Annotated in this window: 17 protein-coding genes; 8 read left to right on the forward strand and 9 right to left on the reverse strand. The window is 42.5% G+C overall.

From position 1 onward, the window contains the following. Positions 1–40: 40 nt before the first annotated feature. On the reverse strand, positions 41–862 hold the full coding sequence (locus QYC40_RS14650) for a glycogen/starch synthase (RefSeq protein WP_301990861.1): 822 nt from the start codon (positions 860–862) through the stop codon (positions 41–43). Between the two features lie 143 nt (positions 863–1005). Between QYC40_RS14650 and panC the strand changes: the two genes are divergently transcribed. The 6 genes from panC to QYC40_RS14680 all read left to right on the forward strand — a co-directional run bounded on the left by panC (position 1006) and on the right by QYC40_RS14680 (position 6298). After that, on the forward strand, positions 1006–1848 hold the full coding sequence (gene panC / locus QYC40_RS14655; RefSeq protein WP_301990862.1) for a pantoate--beta-alanine ligase: 843 nt from the start codon (positions 1006–1008) through the stop codon (positions 1846–1848). 95 nt (positions 1849–1943) lie between these two features. Then, the gene (gene panD / locus QYC40_RS14660; RefSeq protein WP_149524969.1) at positions 1944–2291 is read left to right on the forward strand and encodes an aspartate 1-decarboxylase; all 348 of its coding nucleotides are present in this window, start codon (positions 1944–1946) and stop codon (positions 2289–2291) included. A gap of 59 nt (positions 2292–2350) precedes the next feature. Next, positions 2351–2713: a hypothetical protein gene (locus tag QYC40_RS14665; RefSeq protein WP_301990863.1), complete on the forward strand. Its 363-nt coding sequence runs from the start codon at positions 2351–2353 to the stop codon at positions 2711–2713. Between the two features lie 98 nt (positions 2714–2811). Beyond that, entirely contained in the window at positions 2812–5157 is a 2346-nt protein-coding gene (locus QYC40_RS14670; protein ID WP_301990864.1) for a TonB-dependent receptor, read from the forward strand. Next, positions 5157–5630, forward strand: a complete 474-nt coding sequence (locus QYC40_RS14675; protein ID WP_301990865.1) for a thioredoxin family protein — start codon at positions 5157–5159, stop codon at positions 5628–5630. The genes QYC40_RS14670 and QYC40_RS14675 overlap by 1 nt, the downstream gene beginning before the upstream one ends. A 74-nt stretch (positions 5631–5704) precedes the next feature. Continuing rightward, complete coding sequence (locus tag QYC40_RS14680) at positions 5705–6298, forward strand: FKBP-type peptidyl-prolyl cis-trans isomerase (RefSeq protein WP_301990866.1); 594 nt, start codon at positions 5705–5707, stop codon at positions 6296–6298. A gap of 422 nt (positions 6299–6720) precedes the next feature. Here the strand turns inward: QYC40_RS14680 and QYC40_RS14685 are convergent, their stop codons facing one another. Continuing rightward, positions 6721–7752 (reverse strand): gliding motility lipoprotein GldB, encoded by a 1032-nt coding sequence (locus tag QYC40_RS14685; RefSeq protein WP_301990867.1) that lies wholly within the window; start codon positions 7750–7752, stop codon positions 6721–6723. 59 nt (positions 7753–7811) lie between these two features. Between QYC40_RS14685 and QYC40_RS14690 the strand changes: the two genes are divergently transcribed. Together QYC40_RS14690 and QYC40_RS14695 are read left to right on the forward strand one after the other, a co-directional pair. Continuing rightward, positions 7812–9449, forward strand: coding sequence for an NAD+ synthase (locus QYC40_RS14690; protein WP_301990868.1), 1638 nt, complete (start codon positions 7812–7814; stop codon positions 9447–9449). Between the two features lie 54 nt (positions 9450–9503). Then, the gene (locus tag QYC40_RS14695; protein WP_301990869.1) at positions 9504–10070 is read left to right on the forward strand and encodes a DUF4136 domain-containing protein; all 567 of its coding nucleotides are present in this window, start codon (positions 9504–9506) and stop codon (positions 10068–10070) included. 84 nt (positions 10071–10154) lie between these two features. On the opposite strand, the gene QYC40_RS14700 is transcribed toward QYC40_RS14695, so the two are convergent. The 7 genes from QYC40_RS14700 to eboC form a co-directional block, all read right to left on the reverse strand. Next, positions 10155–11237, reverse strand: coding sequence for a GntR family transcriptional regulator (locus QYC40_RS14700; protein WP_367652283.1), 1083 nt, complete (start codon positions 11235–11237; stop codon positions 10155–10157). Between the two features lie 118 nt (positions 11238–11355). Beyond that, complete coding sequence (locus QYC40_RS14705; protein WP_301990871.1) at positions 11356–12120, reverse strand: phosphatase PAP2 family protein; 765 nt, start codon at positions 12118–12120, stop codon at positions 11356–11358. A 123-nt stretch (positions 12121–12243) separates the two neighbouring features. After that, positions 12244–13197, reverse strand: coding sequence for a Dyp-type peroxidase (locus tag QYC40_RS14710; protein WP_301990873.1), 954 nt, complete (start codon positions 13195–13197; stop codon positions 12244–12246). Between the two features lie 78 nt (positions 13198–13275). Continuing rightward, positions 13276–14634, reverse strand: coding sequence for an alkaline phosphatase family protein (locus tag QYC40_RS14715; protein ID WP_301990874.1), 1359 nt, complete (start codon positions 14632–14634; stop codon positions 13276–13278). 7 nt (positions 14635–14641) lie between these two features. Then, positions 14642–15856 (reverse strand): metabolite traffic protein EboE, encoded by a 1215-nt coding sequence (eboE, locus tag QYC40_RS14720; RefSeq protein ID WP_301990875.1) that lies wholly within the window; start codon positions 15854–15856, stop codon positions 14642–14644. Further along, on the reverse strand, positions 15843–17024 hold the full coding sequence (locus QYC40_RS14725; RefSeq protein ID WP_301990877.1) for a 3-dehydroquinate synthase: 1182 nt from the start codon (positions 17022–17024) through the stop codon (positions 15843–15845). The genes eboE and QYC40_RS14725 overlap by 14 nt, the downstream gene beginning before the upstream one ends. Before the next feature lie 15 nt (positions 17025–17039). Beyond that, a complete protein-coding gene (gene eboC / locus QYC40_RS14730; protein ID WP_301990878.1) occupies positions 17040–17897 on the reverse strand; it encodes a UbiA-like protein EboC in 858 nt (285 codons plus the stop codon). Positions 17898–17919: the final 22 nt, after the last annotated feature.

The raw sequence follows: 17919 nt of genomic DNA on the forward strand, positions 1-17919 counted from the left end.
ATTTCAAAGCCCTTTTCTTTATGTGAATCTGAAGTAAAATCTATGCAGATACTTCTTCGTTTACAAATTCATCATACAAATCTCCGAACGCTTCATAATCGTCATCAGACGCAGGAGCGAATACGCGGATGTTGTTGTCTTTGATATAAGACATAATTTCTGGGTCGATGTTCTCATCAGATTTAACCACCACGTCTGTAAATGACAAGGCGCCTTTTGTTAAATCTACAAAACTTCCAGATCCATAAGCAGCAAGATCAGCGGCGTCGATATCAACCTGAGATGCTAATTCCGCATACTTCGTACCTAAGGATGCGTTTGCAAAGTCTTCCTCGTATAAGGAATAGAATACTTTAGCATCTTTAAAGGTAGGATCATCTTTGTAGGCAGTCTTTAAGTAAGCAGGAACCATAGCTGTAAACCAACCGTGGCAATGTACTACATCCGGAGACCAGCCTAATTTCTTAACCGTTTCCAATGCTCCTTTACAGAAGAACAGAGAACGCTCGTTGTTGTCATCAAAGAACTTCCCACTCTCATCACGAAAGACCTTCTTCCGCTGGAAATATTCCTCATTATCTAAGAAATACACCTGCATCCTTGCCGCAGGCAATGATGCTACTTTAATAATTAGCGGATTATCATTATTGTCCACCACAATGTTCATTCCCGACAACCTTATCACTTCATGAAGACGATTTCTGCGCTCATTAATATTACCAAAACGAGGCATCAGAATCCGAATTTCGAATCCTTTTTCTTGCATCGCATGTGGTAACTGGCGTGTAATTTCAGAAATTTTACTTAATTCAAGGAAAGGCGACATTTCATGGGTTATAAACAAGATTTTCGTTTTTGCCATCTCCAAAGTTTTTTTTAATATTGAATAGTAAAATCGGTCTACAAAGGTACTAATAATAAATGAATTTTACAATTCCTTAAAAATCATCATTTTATAATTCAAACATTATTCCTCACTTTTGTACCTTATTTTAAAAAACAGAAGTGAAAATATTCCGCACAAAAAACGAGCTTAAAGAAGCTCTAGCAGGATTGAAAGCGCAAAACAAGACCATAACACTGGTCCCGACTATGGGCGCTTTGCACCAAGGCCACATCTCCCTGATCGACTATGCTAAACCACAAACCGATATCATCGTTTGTAGTATTTTCGTTAACCCAACGCAGTTTAATGACCCCAAGGATTTAGAAAAATACCCCCGCCCTATCGAGCAGGATATTGAACTATTGGAAGCTGCCGATTGCGATATACTCTTCCTCCCTTCGGTGGATGAAATGTACCCCGCAGATGATCCAGCTTGGCACATCGACCTAGGCGACCTCGACCGTATCTGGGAAGGCGAGCACCGCCCCGGACACTTCCAAGGTGTTACACAAGTCGTGTATAAACTATTTTCTTTGGTAGAACCCCATCAGGCATGTTTCGGACAAAAAGATTTCCAGCAGGTAATGGTGATCCAAAAAATGATTGAAATTAAGAAGCTGCCTGTAAAACTGCTTATCTGTCCGATCGTAAGAAATGAAAAAGGACTTGCGTTAAGCTCGCGTAACGCTCTATTATCTGATGAAGGCAGAAATATTGCTTTGATCCTTTTCAAAGCGTTAAATCACATTAAAAACGCTAATAAATCAAAATCTCCGCAAGTATTGATTAATGAGGCAAAGGAAATCATTGCGACGGCTCCGCAAGTTGAACTGGAATACCTCGCGATTTGTGAAACCAGCAGCTTGCAATCGGCTTCACAGTTCGATCCGGAGAAGCAATATGTTGTATTAGTCGCGGCATGGCTCGAGGGCGTACGCCTAATCGATAACATCTTACTGTAAATTTTCCAGAAGACTGCCTGTTAGGCGCTTTAAACGCGCTGCAAACAATGAAGAACGCTCCTAAATAAAAAAAAAGAAAAACGTAACTTTGTATCATGATGATTGAAGTAATGAAGTCAAAAATTCACCGGGTACATGTCACTCAGGCTGAATTAAATTATGTTGGAAGTATCACCATCGACGAGGATTTGATGGATGCTGCTAACATTATCGCGAACGAAAGGGTTCAAATCGTAAATAATAACAATGGTGCTCGTTTGGAAACTTATGTAATCCCAGGACAACGTGGCTCGGGTATTATCTGTTTAAATGGCGCTGCTGCACGCTTAGTGCAGGTTGGTGATATTGTTATCATCATCTCTTATGCCTTGATGGACTTCGAAGAAGCGAAGAAACATAAGCCAACGACCATCTTCCCCGACGACCATAACAAATTAATATAACGATATCAGCGAAAACGGCTATAAATTTGTAAATTTATAGCCGTTCGCTTTTTACGAATATGCACAAATCAACGACATACCGCTCTTCGATCGCTCGCTTCCTTCTGATATGGATGTGTGGCATTATCGTTAGCGGCGTAGTATTTATGCACAAAGAGGTGACCTCTACCGGAGAAATCGTCACCCACATCCACCCTTACAACCTAGGCGAGAAAAAACACCACCAACACCATTCCGACGCTGAAATAAGATACCTCGATATCATCTATCAGGGTAGTTATGTCGAATGGATGCCATTTGTCTACAGTTCGCCCATACAAACTGTTCTATCAGAAGTACAATTTGGCTTTACAGAAAGCCAGCATATAACTCGTTCAGCATATCAGCACGCCGATAGAGGTCCCCCTGCCCTTTTAGTATAACCCATCTTTTTTTATGGTATTCATTGACATGTGGATACCCAATGGTTTACCCTATCCGGATAAGCCTAGTTCATGTTGGATTTATAGCTAAAACTCTAATGACATTATTATACAACAAGTATATGTTGTGCCTTTTCTTTTTATGGATGGGACAGCAAACTATTTATGCCCAAATTAAGGGACAAGTAACTAACGATAGACAAGATCCTATCGCCAATGCAACCGTTCAGATCGACGGTACACAAATCGGAACTTCCACAGATACCCTAGGTAACTTCGAAATACAAATTAAGGGCATGAACAAGGCAAACCTTACGGTTCGCGCTGTCGGTTATCAACCTTTGAAAAAACAAATTCAAGGCGATCAGTTCAATAAATTCCATTCCTTGGCATTGCATGAAGACAACCTGAACCTGCACGAGGTGGTTGTCAGCGCGTCGCGCTATGGCATGGAGCGAAAGAAAGCCCCGGTTATTGTGAATGTATTAAGCCCCAAACTTTTCAACGCCACACAATCCGTTGCCATGTCCGAGACACTCAATTACCAACCCGGTGTGCGTGTGGAAAATAATTGCCAGAACTGCGGATTTACCCAGGTTCGCCTGAACGGTATGGAAGGCGCATATTCACAAATCCTGATCAATAGCCGTTCGGTTTTCTCCGCGTTAAACAGCGTTTATGGCTTAGATCAGATCCCGACGAGCATGATTGACCGTATTGAGGTGGTACGTAGTGGCGGCTCTGCCCTATTCGGTGCCAATGCGATTGCCGGAACGATCAATATCATCACCAAAGATCCAGTCGAAAATGATTGGCAATTAAAATCGACCAATTCCCTTATCGACGGAAAGTCATGGGATAACACGATCGACTTCAATACCTCCTATGTAGACAATGACCTGCGGGCCGGAGCTACATTCTATGGGATGCACAGAAACAGACAGGCTTATGATGCCAATGGCGACGATTTCTCGGAGATGACCAAACTAAAGAACTTGACTTTCGGCACGAAAGCCTTCTTTAAACCTACGGAGTTTAACAAGCTGACAGTTGATTTAAGTGTATTGAATGAATTCCGTCGCGGTGGCGACCGCTTGGATCTTGCGCCGCATTTTACCGATGTGACCGAACAGCTACGTACTAATTCCTTTATTGGAGGATTGACCTTCGACCAATATTCTAGAGACTTTAAACACAAGCTCTCGCTATACGCTTCGGCGCAAAAAACTAACCGAGAGAGTTTCTACGGCGGTCTAGGCGGCGGAAGAACGGCACAAGATTCTGTGCTGGCATCCAATTCTTATGGGACGACCGACGACTTCGCCATGGTTGCTGGTGCACAGTACACCTATACCTTCGAAAAAGACGTGATTACCGCCGGAGTGGAATATTCAGGCAATAATACGGAGGACAATATCCCGGGCTACGAGCGAATGATCGACCAAAAAACGCATGGCATTGGTAGCTATTTCCAATACGAATGGAATATCCTACCAAACCTAAAGTCGTTGTTGGGAGCCCGCTATGATTATACCCACGTCGATGGCAAGTACAAACTAGCAGGCTACACGCGCAGCTCGGCGGAAGATTTCGGAACCTTTAGCCCGCGCATCACCTTGCTATACGATATCACCGATTACCTGCAATTCCGTGGCGGATATGCACGCGGCTTCCGCGCGCCACAAGCTTTCAATGAGGATATGCACGTCACGTCCATCGGCGGACAGCAAGTATTTGTGCTGATTGGTGAAAACCTGAAAACAGAGTACTCCAATGCCTATACCGGGTCGTTGAACTTCACGAAAAACTTCGGTTCGGTACAGACCAGCCTATTGCTAGAAGGCTTTTACACCGACCTTAAGAATCCATTCACAACCGTAATGACTTCCGAAGAACAGAACCTCATCATCGAAGAGATGCGTAACGGAGCAGGCGCCAAAGTATACGGTTCCAATATTGAGTTGAATATCGCGCCATCATCGCGCTTCAGCGTTCAAGCAGGAGGAACCATACAGCGTTCCAACTACGAAGAAGATCAATTGTTATACGAAGGAGCAACAGAAGCAGAGAATGTAAGCTCTAAACGCTTTGTTCGCACACCCAATGCCTATGGATACATCAATACCAATTGGAAGCCTGTAGCGCCTTTTAGCATAGATTTGACAGGTGTATATACCGGGAGCATGATCGTTCCGCATGTTTTGGCTGATGATCAATTCTTATTGAAGAAATCGCCGGACTTTATGGAACTGAATCTACGCCTTGGTTACACCTTCGCGTTAAAGAAGGATCTGAACATGGAAATCTTCGGCGGAATGCAAAATATCTTCAATTCCTTTCAAAAAGATTTTGATACCGGTGCATTGCGCGACTCCCAATATATCTACGGACCATCTAGACCTCGAACGATAACTTTCGGGGTTAAAATAGGACATTTCCACTAATGAAGTTGTTACAAATCATTATAGCACAACTATTAATGATGATCTCACTTTCGCAGGCGCAAGAGTCTGCGAAAGCCGAGATCAATTGGCTTAGGTTTGAGCAATTGGATGATTCGCTCAAAACCAATCCAAAGCCTGTACTATTGTTCTTTCACACCGATTGGTGCAGCTATTGCAAGAAGATGCTCAACGAAACTTTTCAAGATCCTCAGGTCGTTCAAAAACTAAACAAGGAATACTACTGCGTACAATTTGACGCAGAAACCGTAGACAGCATACAGTTCGATGGCGTAACGTATACCCATGCATTAAAAACCAAAAAAAGAGGAAATTACCATAACCTTGCTAAGTTGATCTTGGGGAATCCTAAACAGTATGTATTTCCAACTACAATTTTACTTGATACCGATTTTAATGTAAAAAAACGATTCTCCAAATACCTTAGTATTAAAGAATTATTAAAGAATCTGTAATTTTTTTCAATCTTTTGTAGCATATTTTTAATAACGAACGTTTACATTAGCGTTACAGATATTTACAACATATTATGAAAAACTTTAAAATTTTACTTATTGCTTTAATGGCCGTTGTTTCCGTGAGCTCGTGTATGAAGAATGATGATCCAACGCCCGGTATTGATTATGAAAAAGAAAGAGCACGTATCGATTCTACTTTGAGAGCACAAAAACCAATCATAGCAGAATGGGCACAAGAAAACTTCGAAAATCCAGTTTATAACGATTCGCTTCAAATGTGGTACGAGGTGATCACACCAGCTATCGATGAGTCGTTTAAATATGTTTTATCAGGTTACTCTTTCGTACCTGTTACAGCAACTGTAAAATATCAAGGACACTTACTTGATGGTACGGAATTCGACAAATCAGACGAAACAGCAATGATAATAGGTAGAGGGCAATACGTTCAAGCATTTGAACGCGCATTCTGGCCAAATAAAGTGACTATCTCTGGTGTAGACTATTTCCCAGGATTAACTCCGAAAGGATTGCAAAAAGGTCAAAAAATCAGATTCGTAGCTCCATCACCTTGGTGTTATGATAATGTAGCGAAAGGAAAGGTTCCTGCCGACTCTCCATTAGTATTTACTATCGAAGTTGTTGATCTTAAGTCGTCCTTATAAGATTTATTGAAACAAACATATTAGGAAAAAAGGGCTATCCAGATTGGACAGCCCTTTTTTATTTTCTATCTATCAGCATACTCGAAAACATCGTCTTAAAAATCTAAATCCTAACCGCTTCCAACCTCCTTCCTACATAAGGTTTTCTTTACTCTATTCAAACCCATATCAAACCCCTTCTGAGACGGTTATGATTGGGGTTATCATTGGGTTTACATTGGGTTAGTAAGGGGTTATACTAGTACTAAGTATTTAGTACTTAGTATTTAGACCTAGGGTTGGTATAGACGTTAGACGTTAGATTTCAGAGATTAGAGTATGGTGTTAGGCAAGAAAGTTTGTCTGAACCAGGAAAGGAAGGATGCAAGGATTGGCGGGATATTACGATATAGGTATAAATACTAATTACTAACTACTAAATACTAGATCCCCTTAAACTTAGAATCTTCCAATATCTTCTGTGCATTTTCGGTATTGAATAGATCGAGCAATGTTTTTTCGGGATGCTTGCTCATATATTTTCTGACGATCTGCCAGCCGATATAGCTTCCTAATTTTGGAGCAGACTCGTTATTGCTGCCTAGTTCTGGTGTGAATGGTGCCTCGGTAAAGTATTTCTGTGTTCGCAGGTAATCGGTACTGTAGAGCAGGTTTTCTTGCAGAAACCATTGCCATATATCTTTTTGATATTGCTGCGCCCAGGCCAGTTGTGCTGTTGTGTAGCCAATTTTTAGGGAGTCAGGCGCTTCTGTCAATTGATCCATAGCGTATAATACCTTACCGTGATAGATCATCTGCTGAAGGGTGTTGACGTCGGCATCCCGAGCTGGGAGGAGCTCTTCGCGAATAACGGCTTCAACGATACGAGGTGTGATATTTTCGGCAGTAAATCGGCGCGAAACATATAAGGGGATGGAGCCTATAAGAGCAGGATAAAATGGCGAATCATTTCCTAAAAACATATCGAGTCCTACGCCAATATACTTTTCACCAATCGGGACCTGGACTTCAAAGCCCGAAAAAAAAGAAATGATGCGGGGTACTTCATATTGGGGAAAGTAATACTTAATATAGCGAAAGGCCTGTGTAAGCTCTTCCTCTTGTTTCTTTAGGTCGGGATATTTCTTTCCAATCGCTGCCGCAAGGTCAATGAAATCTTTTTTTTGGATTACCTCTTTCAAGACTTCCTGTAAATAAATAGAATCTCGGGGATCGCTGATCTTCAGCATATATTGCATATAATCGGCATAAAAGGGATTGTATTTCTGCTGCCATGCCGTATTCTTCAACAGAATCTCGTTGGGCTTGAGGGCTGCGATCTCTCGATCGAATCGTTCAATCTTAATATCCACCGGAATAGAAGAGACATCGGGCTTTTCCTTTTTCGATTGACAGGATAGAATAAAAAAACAAAGAAACAGAATCGAAAATAGCTTGTTTAAAGTACGGCTCATCAAGTTATACGCTAGTGATACACAAAATTAATTAGTAAATTTACAATAAATTCAGCCACATGAAAATTGCGTTAGCACAACTTAACTACCATATCGGAAATTTTGAAGCGAATAACCAAAAAATAATTCAAGCAATACAGACAGCAAAGTCCGCTGGGGCAGATTTAGTTGTTTTTGCAGAATTAGCAATTGGAGGATATCCCGCTAAGGATTTATTACGAAACAGCTCCTTCATAGCCCAATGTGAGCAGAGCATTGCAGCCGTTGCCCAAGCCTGCCAGGGTGTTGCCTGTATCATCGGTGCGCCTATTCGAAATCAGGATGGTGAAGGCAAAGCGCTATACAATGCTGCTTTACTTCTGGAGGACGGTAAAGTTTCGCAAACTGTAAAGAAGAGTTTATTGCCGGACTATGATGTATTCGACGAATACCGCTATTTCGAGCCTAACAAGCAAGTGAATTGCATCCCTTTTCGTGGCAAAACCATCGCTCTAACGGTCTGCGAAGACCTTTGGGATGATGACGGGCCGAATTCCTATGTTGGCGACATCATGCTGGAGCTGGCTAAGGAAAATCCAGATTTAATAATCAATATTGCGGCTTCACCATTCTCCTATACACACTTTGACAGCCGCAAAAATGTTTTGAGCCGCAATGTGATCAAAGCGAATGCCCCTCTAGTCTATGTTAATCAGGTCGGTGCTCATGCTGATATTATTTTCGATGGCCGATCGCTTGTTTTCAATAGAAAAGCAGAGATTATTGAAGAATTAAATGCCTTTGATGAGGATCTACAATTTGTTGAACTTGACAAGGATTTAACCGCAGAGCGCAGGATTGCTCCTTCCGCGAAGAGTGAAATTGCGCTGATACACGATGCTCTAATCCTGGGGCTCCGGGATTATTTCAAAAAATCAGGATTCAAAAAAGCGGTTTTAGGACTTTCGGGAGGTTTAGATTCGGCATTAGTGGCAGCGCTGGCATGCGAAGCAATAGGTGCTGAGAACGTTTTAAGCGTATTGATGCCTTCGATTTATTCCAGCGATCACTCCTTGAAAGACGCATTAGATCTTGTGGAGAATACCGGATGTGCGCATCAAATTGTGCCAATTAAGGATATTGCAAATGCTTTTGAAACTGGCTTAGCCGATACCTTTGCCGGAAAAGCGCCCGATACGACTGAGGAGAATATCCAAGCCAGAGCGAGGGGTACCATTCTGATGGCTATTTCCAATAAGTTCGGAAATATCCTGCTCAACACATCCAACAAAAGTGAAGCTGCTGTAGGCTACGGAACTTTATATGGCGATATGGCCGGTTCTATCAGCGTTATTGGAGATGTGTATAAAACACAGGCCTATCAATTGGCGAACTACATCAACAGAGATAGAGAGATTATTCCAATCAATACGATTGTTAAACCGCCATCCGCGGAGTTAAGACCTGATCAGAAAGATTCGGATTCCCTGCCGCCATATGATATCCTGGACGCCATTTTATTTCAGCTGATTGAAATGGAAAAACCAGCCAGCGAGCTAGTGAAACTGGGTTTCGAGGAAGCATTGGTGCAACGCATATCCAAGTTATTGAATAATGCAGAGTTCAAACGTTTTCAAGCTCCCCCGATCCTGCGCGTAAGCCCTAAGGCTTTTGGATCAGGTAGAGCCATGCCCTTGGTCGCAAAATATCCTTTTTAACAAAAGGCTTTAAACCTTTGAGGTCTAGCATAGTCAAATAAAAAAATTAGAGTTATGAAATCGCTTTTGTCTATATTCATTGCCGCGGCCGCTTTATTTTTAGCGTCCTGTTCATCCTATAAGTACAATACGACGAGGGTGCAAAATTTAGATTTCTCACAGTATAAAACCTATGGTTGGTTGCCTCCTGTGGATTCCCTTTCAAAGAATTATTTTACAAATGATATTTCACGTAGCAACATTATATCGACCGCTAATAAGCAGATTGAAGCACGTGGACTGACCTATTCTAAAGAAAACCCAGATATTTTATTTCGTTACGTGACGATTGTAAATAACAAAAGCCGGATGGTCTACAGTCCAAGTTATGGTTGGGGTGGCCCATGGGGCATGTATCGTCCTTGGGGTTGGGGCTGGGGATGGTATGGCGGTGGTCCTTCCTACCCTGTTGGAAAAGAGAAATTCCGCTACTCACATGTCATCATTGAAGCCGTAGATCGTAAAACAAACTCGGTGGTATGGCAAGCGAGAGGTTCTGGTGAGATTAGAACACCGGAGAAAGCTATAAATAACCTTCCAAAGGTTGTCGAAGGTATCTTCAAAGAATATCCTTTGAAGTAACAACGGTATTTTTTAGATTTTTTACAAAAGAAAAGGGGCAATCCGTATGGGATGCCCTTTTATATTTTTGCTACATTTCGAACCTTAAATGGAAGGTCGCTGATTAAGATAAAACGGCACTTCGACATGATCTTTAGACTTGTTGATAATCAGCTCGGCGGCCATTTTCCCCATCATTTCAAAATCAGTAGAAATCGTAGTGATGCCGTTAAGGATAAACTTCTTCAGCGGAGTCTCGTTATAGGAAATCACCCCCACATCTTGGCCTATGTGCAGCTTTTTATTGATAATCTTATCCAACAGTTTAACCAAATCATCTTCTGCGATATTGATATAGCAGGTTCCCACAGAAATGCGCTCCTTATCCAGCTCGCTAACAAGGGAATGGTTAAATGCATACTGCTGGGCAAACTTATAAAATCCTTTAATGATAGCTTTCGGATAATCACTGTTATCGGGGAATATTAATTTGATTGTCGCATATTTAGCCAATGCCGGCAATGCTTCTTCCAAGGCGCAATAGATATCCTTTTCGTAGTTCTCATAAACCGCAGCAAACTCGCCTTGTATATCTTCGATATACTTTCCTAACAGCACGAGTTTTTCTCTGGGAATGTATTTATTGATGATCTCAGACGCCTGATCCCTACCCTCTTTAAAATGCGGAAAAAGGACATAATAATCGTAGGTCTTCGTTAAATTTCCCAACAGCGTCCTTAAGTAAGTGATGTCGCTGTTATAGACAAATAAATCGAGTGCGGCTTCATCTGCCAGTTCATGCGCAAATGAATCGTAGACAATTTTTTTATGTGCGCTCAATTTATTCAACAACATGGCAATCTTTGCACGTTGCTTCACGTCGGTCGTCGCCACATAATACCCTTTGCCGGGTATAGAGGCAATAACATCGGAATTTTTTAAAAACTTATAGGCTTTTTCGACGGTATCACGAGAGATATCGACATAGACGCTGAGCTCATTGATCGATGGTAACATATCATCCTTCTCTAGGGTTCCATTCTTCACGGCATCGATGATCGCAGATGCGAGCTGCTGATATTTCGGAGTCGCCGAAAAATCACTTATTTGAATGGTTTTCAGAAAGTCTGTCACCTTACTGGTCATAGGGTCGGCATTATAATAAGTTAAGTTCTCTTTATGTTGCATTCTAATATAGATAAAATACTTTACTTAGAGACTATTTTTGAGGAATAGCCAGCATAGGAAACCTAAAAATAAGTTATGCCATTTGTTAATCTATCCTGCGCTTACATGCGATGGCTATTTAGAATACCTTCGCTAGGTGTATCCCCAGGGCATGATCCTGATAATACGGACTGATTAAGGTCGTTGAATTATGATCCTTCTTATGAAACCATTGTGATGTCATGGGATAGGTCCAATAAGCAAGTTCCGTAGATAGAATTCCTATTCCGGCGCCAGCTACCACATCGCCAACCCAGTGTCTATCGTTAAATATTCTATAGATGCCCGTGGCTGCTGCCAAAGGATAGCCGGAAATACTGAGCCAAAAATTGCTGTCTTTATATTCATGGAAGAGGAACTGTGCAGATGAGAAGGCCGTCGCCGTATGTCCCGATGGAAATGATCTTGTATTCGATCCATCGGGCCGTATCTCTCCGACCCACCTTTTCGTTGGAATCACCATTGCGCCCATGTAGACTTGAGATGTGAGGTAGATAATCGTTCGATCTTTGAGATTATGCTTCCCTTTAACGCCAAATAAGTTCAGTCCATAAACAGCTGCTGCAGGTGCGTATTGCATGTAATTATCAATAACAGCACCCACCGTGATATGCTCTCTCGTTTCGTAGCGCGTGGAGCTATTTAGTTCTTTTAAACTGGGACTGATCAAACTGGCAACGCCGTATCCAATAAAAACAGTAGGGATAATTAGCTTCTTATAATGGAAATGATAAGCGGGATCATCGAGTAGTATTCTACTGGAGTCTACACGGTCTACTATTTGCGCCTGAACATGACAAACTTTAAGCAAGATCAGCAGGCAGATGAATACGATTCGCGGCATGATGTTGTTTTTCTAACAGCAATTAACGCAATTATTTGATAAAATACATGCAAACAAAAGTTAAAGATTTTAACACTTGTAGCGATTGATCAACTTGTGTTGTTCGTATTAAGGAAGATAGGATTATCCTGAAAATTGATCTAACATTTCTAAGGAAGGAACGAAGAACAACGTTCCGGTCTTCGCCGTACTGAAGTCTAGTATTCGATCGTAATTTCCGACAGGATTTCCGATAAACATGTTCTTCAACATCTTTTCTACTGTCGTGAATGTACTGGCATAACAGATAAAATAGGTGCCCATCTCGTTGGAACTCACCGTACCGAAAGGCATATTATCTCTCACGATTTTAAAGTCATCACCAACATTCGCCAGCGCGCTATGTGAGTTAGCAGGTTTCTCCTCATCGCTCATCTCGATATCCATATCCTTTGAGCGGCCGATAACTTTCTCCTGCTCAGCAATTGGGAGAGCATTCCAGGCGGTCAGATCATGTACATATTTTTGAACGAACAGATAACTCCCTCCTTTATACGCCGGATCTTCATCTGAAACGATTGCAAAGTAATCCCGATCGGCGCCATGTGGATTCTCCGTACCGTCTACAAACCCTAGAATCGAACGACTATCCCAATAGCGGAAGCCTTGCACTTCAACGATGCAGTCTGCAAAATCGTTCATAAATGAGCTGATAGTACTCGCCATATCATAAGCCAGACTCTTCTCGTCAGCGCGAATGTGAAAATGAAAATCAGCAGGCGTAGATACCGCTACATGCTTATCGCCCGCTATAGCCTCGAAATTCTTTAGCTCCTTAGGAAGGGGATGCGGTAAATCTAAACTTTGCCAAGCATCATAACCTATCCCAAAAACCACGCTAGCCTTCGCATCGGGAAAGCGATCTAATGCAGAGTTATTTAGGTTGATCACCAAAGCACAGATACGCTGAAACTTCTTTTTAATTTCAGGAACTGCTAGGGATGAGCGCATTTTCCAGACTAGGAAAAAGGTATTGTTATTCGGATAATCAGTAACATTTTGTGCATGATGAGCACTGTAGGACTTGTTAACAGCCATAGGGAATTCTTATTCTAAAAACCAATTACTTCAACAACGAATAAACCGCATCAATGTTTTGATAGGAAGTTAAGTATCCTAATTATCCGTTTCGAATATTTTATTTAGGATAATCTCTTTTATTGCCGTAGGCTCCAAAGAGTCCTCGAATTTATCTTTACTGATCCATATGGGGTAATATTGTCGCTCTACATCGACGATACCATGCGAGCCTTTTACCAGGTTGGCATCCAATGGAGTGATGTCTAACACCGCACGGAAACCAATCTTTTTCAATAGTAGCTTAAAGATCGCTCTGGATTTCGAGCTCATGAACATTTCGACCGGATCGTAGCCCGGCTTCTTATGTATATCGACCATACGTGCATAATCCGGAGCTTTTGCATCGTCCTCCCAGAAATAATAGGTAAACCATGCATTGCGCTTCGCCAGCACAAGTAAATCACCTGAACGTTCATGATCCATGCCATAGGCTTTCTGCTCTTCTTTATCCAACACTTTGTCCACGCCATCCAAATTAGATAGCAAGTTCTTAACCTTTGTCTCTATGGCTTTCGTTTTACAGTAAACATGCGCAATCTGATGATCTGAAACCGCGAAAGCGTCGGAAGCAGCTGCATCGAGCAACTCCAGACCTCGCTCAATACGTATTCCCAGGAGTCCCGCTTTGCGGAGGGCTCTATTGATATGGACTGGCTGATCCACTGCAGCGATTCCATATTCTGAAAGAATAACCACTTCAATACCCCTACCTTCGAAGAATTCCACCAACTCTTTAACAAGACTATCAATCTCCAACAATTCGTTTTTGATCTGCTCCTGATCCGGACCAAACTTCTGTAAGCAGTAATCGAGGTGAGGAAGATAAATTAAATTCAATGTCGGCTGATGCTTCTCTTCCACATACATGGCAGCATTGGCGATCCAACGTGAGGATACAATATTCGCATTGGGACCCCAGAAATTAAATAATGGGAATTTGCCAAACTTCTCCGTCAGCTCATCACGTAGGCTAGCTGGATAAGCGTAGCAGTCGGGCATCTTTCTGCCGTCTGCCAAGTAATTAGGCCGCGGTGTAACGGAATAATCCGCATCGTTGTACATATTGTACCACCAAAACATCTGGGCGCAAGTAAAGTCAGCATTACGCTTCTTCGCTGTTGTCCAAATACTCTCTGCCTGTACCAGTTTATTGGATTGCTTCCAAAACTGTATCTCCGAAGCCGAATGGTCGTACCAGCCATTAGCCACTATTCCATGTTCGCTAGGCGTCGTGCCTGTTAAATATGTCGTCTGCGACGCAGTGGTTAATGCCGGCATCGGGGGTTTAATATCTCCTAAATGATTACGCTTTACAAAAGCATTCAAAAAAGGCGTGTATTCGCCAAGTACCGACTGTGATAAACCAACTACATCTATTACGCAAACTCTATTCATTTCTATGCTAATCTTTTAACTCATCTAATAACCATTGCAACTCCCTTGCTATTGAATCCTGAATCGGAATCTGCAAAGATGGAGGCAACACACCCCAGGTGTAAGTTTCTACTTCCAAATGGCGCGTTCGTTCTTGCTCCTTATGCAAGGCTAGAACCTCCAATATATCCTGCTGTGTAGAAGATACCTCGCCATATTGGTCTAAGAATATTGGAACATGGAAATGGCTGCGCCATTCTACATGGTCTAAATTCTCGATATGGGGAAGCGCGTCCATTAGGTCGCGGTACTTAACCAAATTGTTCTTTTTATCACGAGCGATTACCTGATGAAGGTAGATAGGCTCGTCAAATTCCTCCAGTACTTTTTGCTTATGAAGTCGGTCTGCCACATCATTAGTGAACTGCACCTTCAATGCGGAACTAATTTGGAACTTCCCGATGTTTATTCCCAATTCCTCCAAACGCTTCATCGCTTGCGGATGCTGCTCATACGCTAAAGCAAAGTGGCAAACATCGTAGCAAATCGTAATATATCGATTAATGATATGTTTTGACTGTTCTGCATCCAAGCCTTGTACCCGCTCGAAGTATGCTCGCGCTGCGGGCAACAGTTCTTGCTGATACCAGGCAATAAACTCGTCCACATTCTCAAGGACACCATCAGGCTCCGGCTCTATATCCAGGTGCATATACTTGCCCGTGCTGATTTCCTTCTGATACAGAAAGCTTGCGACTTCCACTATCTGCAGTGTCGCCTCTTCTCGCATTGTCCGCCATTCCTCGGCAGACTCATCAAACCAGAAGCGATAACTGAGCGGCGATGTGGAAATGCCGGCCTCTCCTTTTTCCGGCATCAGTTCTTCCAAGATCTTAAATAAGGAGATGGTATAATCCTTCCGTTTTTTGCTCGTCCAATCAGGAAAATGAACCATATCCTTCACGCGTTTCTCATGGAAATCCCCATAAGGAAAACCATTCAGCGTAAAAACATAAATATCATTCCGCTTCAGCCATAGCTGAAACTCCAGCAAGCACTCGGGCTTCAACAATTCCTCACTCGCCTCGGCCGATATGCGAAGACCTAAGCCAAAGGGAGCATCCGGAGAGACAGCATCCTTGATCGCCGGAACATGCGTCCGTAACTGATCGAAATGCGAATGCCAATCCTGCCCTGGATGTATGTTCGTACAATACGAAATATGTGTGTTAGCTAACTTCATCCAATCGATTATATGCTTGTTGAAACTCACTTAAAAAATCAATCGCCTGCAGGACATATTCCGTGTCAATTTGATGGTAATCCTTGCCCTTACCCATCTGCTCTAGAAGAACAACCGTCAAGCGACCGCCCAGATGTTCTTGAAACTCCGTCAAGCCCTTAATCAGCTGCTGCCTTCCTTCCGATTCCGAAAGAATAGGGTGATATACAGGCAATCCCAAATGGTGAATTAATTGAACGACTGAAAGCGCGTCATGCTCTGATAGGTTACCAATGAGGTAAGAATACACAACGTCGATGGCTATCCCAATTGCTACGGCCTCGCCGTGAAGTACCTCAAAGTTGCTGAGCTGCTCCAATTTATGGGCACTCCAATGCCCGAAATCCAAAGGACGTGATGAACCCAACTCAAATGGATCACCATTACGGATATGTTCTAAGTGCAAATCTGCACAGCGATATATCAACTCTTTCATGGATTGGGAATCTCTGCGCGGAAGATCATCCGCTTGAGCCTGTATCCAGTTATAAAAATCCAGATCCTTGATCAAAGCGACTTTGATCGCTTCAGAAATCCCAGCTAACCAAGATCGATTATCCAATGTGGATAAAAACGTATAATCATTGAATACCGCAGCAGGCGGTGTAAAAGTCCCTAAGAAATTCTTCTTTCCTTTATAATTTACGCTGTTCTTAACTCCAACACCTGAATCATTCTGTGAAAGAACCGTTGTCGGAATGCGGATATGGCGAATGCCACGATGAGAAATTGCAGACGCATAGCCCACTAAATCTAAGATAGCCCCGCCGCCGATAGCGACTACATAAGAATGTCGGTCGACACCATATTCATCAATAGCTTGAACAATTGACTCTAAAGCCTCCGGATTGTTTTTGCAGACCTCGCCGCCAGTCAATACGAGGGGCTCGCCAGCGAGCACAACATCGTCCAAATCCTGAAAGTAATCTTTCAGTTGCCCGGCTAATGCAGGATGCTTTTCCCAAACGCCACGGTCGACAACAAAAAGTACCTTTTGCTTGAACTCTGGATTTCTACGCTGAAAGAAGAAATCCCGAAGCAAGTTATTTTGTGGGGCAAAAATGCCCTCTGTGAAATAGATATTATAAGAATAATCTATGTTAAAGCCTTGTTTTAACACACGTTCCATACGTTAAAAAAATAATTAGGTGACAGCAAACTTCTTTGCTAAAACAATTGAGACCGGTAAAATGCAGCAAACAGCCAATGCCAGTATCCAAAAACCACTCAAAGCAATCCAGCTCGCATTCATTAAGATCAGGGCTAAAACCCCGAACTTAACGGCTTGCCGAATATCTGTAGGCGATAGAGTTTTTAAAGCTTTAAATAAAGGTCTCGCGATCATGGCAACAAAGCCGGCGATGAAAAGAAAAGCATAGGTATGCCCACTCTGCCAAGCGAAATAACCCAGCGTAGCGACAACTAGCAAATACAATCCCAGCGAAACCTGCATGGCAGTTTTATTATTACCATACACCTCCCCACGAGAAATATTAGTAACTGATGCAATATAGATAAGCGGCACAAAAGCGATATACCAATAGGAAAGCGACTCTGGAATAACCGCAAAACCCAGTAACAGGTTTAAACCGCGGCACATCCCCATCGTAATCGGCCCGAGGATAAAATGATGCTTCGCCTTTCCGTTATACACTAGGCACATCAGTACAATAGCCAATGCCATGTAGAAGCAGGTCATGTTAACCTGATAGGCCAGCCAGCACGCTATAATAAAGGCTACAGCGCCAAAGATTGCCGCAGACGATAAAGCGATACGTCCGGATGGAATCGGGCGCTCAGGGCGCTCTATCTTATCTAATTTCGCATCAAAGACATCATTATAAACAATGCCCCCTGTATAGAGCAGCATACTGGAAAACACAATATTCAAAATGACATCCCAGGATGGTAAAGCTTCTTGAATGAGCAGACAAGCAATAGCTAAGCCTGCCAATACATCACTAATGGCGGTCAACACGTTTGAAGGTCTAATCAACTGCATCCATGCCTTCATATCTTCTCTC

It is taken from the genome of Sphingobacterium sp. BN32 (genome assembly GCF_030503615.1).
In the GTDB taxonomy this organism is placed as follows: domain Bacteria; phylum Bacteroidota; class Bacteroidia; order Sphingobacteriales; family Sphingobacteriaceae; genus Sphingobacterium.